Origin of the sequence: Shigella sp. FC1544, assembly GCF_001722145.1 — a bacterium.
Classification (GTDB): domain Bacteria; phylum Pseudomonadota; class Gammaproteobacteria; order Enterobacterales; family Enterobacteriaceae; genus Escherichia; species Escherichia coli.
This window is the reverse complement of the sequence record NZ_MECT01000520.1, coordinates 1-255: the sequence shown is the minus strand read 5'-3', so window position 1 is coordinate 255 and position 255 is coordinate 1. Positions and strand designations below refer to the sequence as shown.

Here is a 255-nt window from a genome sequence, read left to right as displayed (position 1 = left end):
TGGCCGATAAACCGGGTCGGCGAACTGCTCCCCTGGCGCGTAGCACTGCCGACTGAATAACACATCCCCGTCAATACGGTTCTTGCTGCACGCTTACGGTTATCCCAGCAACGAGCCAGATGCGGGTGCCTGACGGGAGTGAGATCATCGTCCCCTCCCGGTCAGTTCACGGATCAACACTGTGAGCAGCTCTGGTGAAGGATTTTCCAGCGTCATGTTACCGTGACGGAACTCCACCTTGCAGGAGCTGGCACT

The 255-nt window shown here is 58.0% G+C and carries 1 pseudogene; it reads right to left on the bottom strand.

Features of this window, described 5'->3' with window-relative positions:
* Positions 1 to 144: 144 nt before the first annotated feature.
* Positions 145 to 255, bottom strand: a pseudogene (locus BGK49_RS30555) (IS66-like element accessory protein TnpA); the annotation flags it as partial.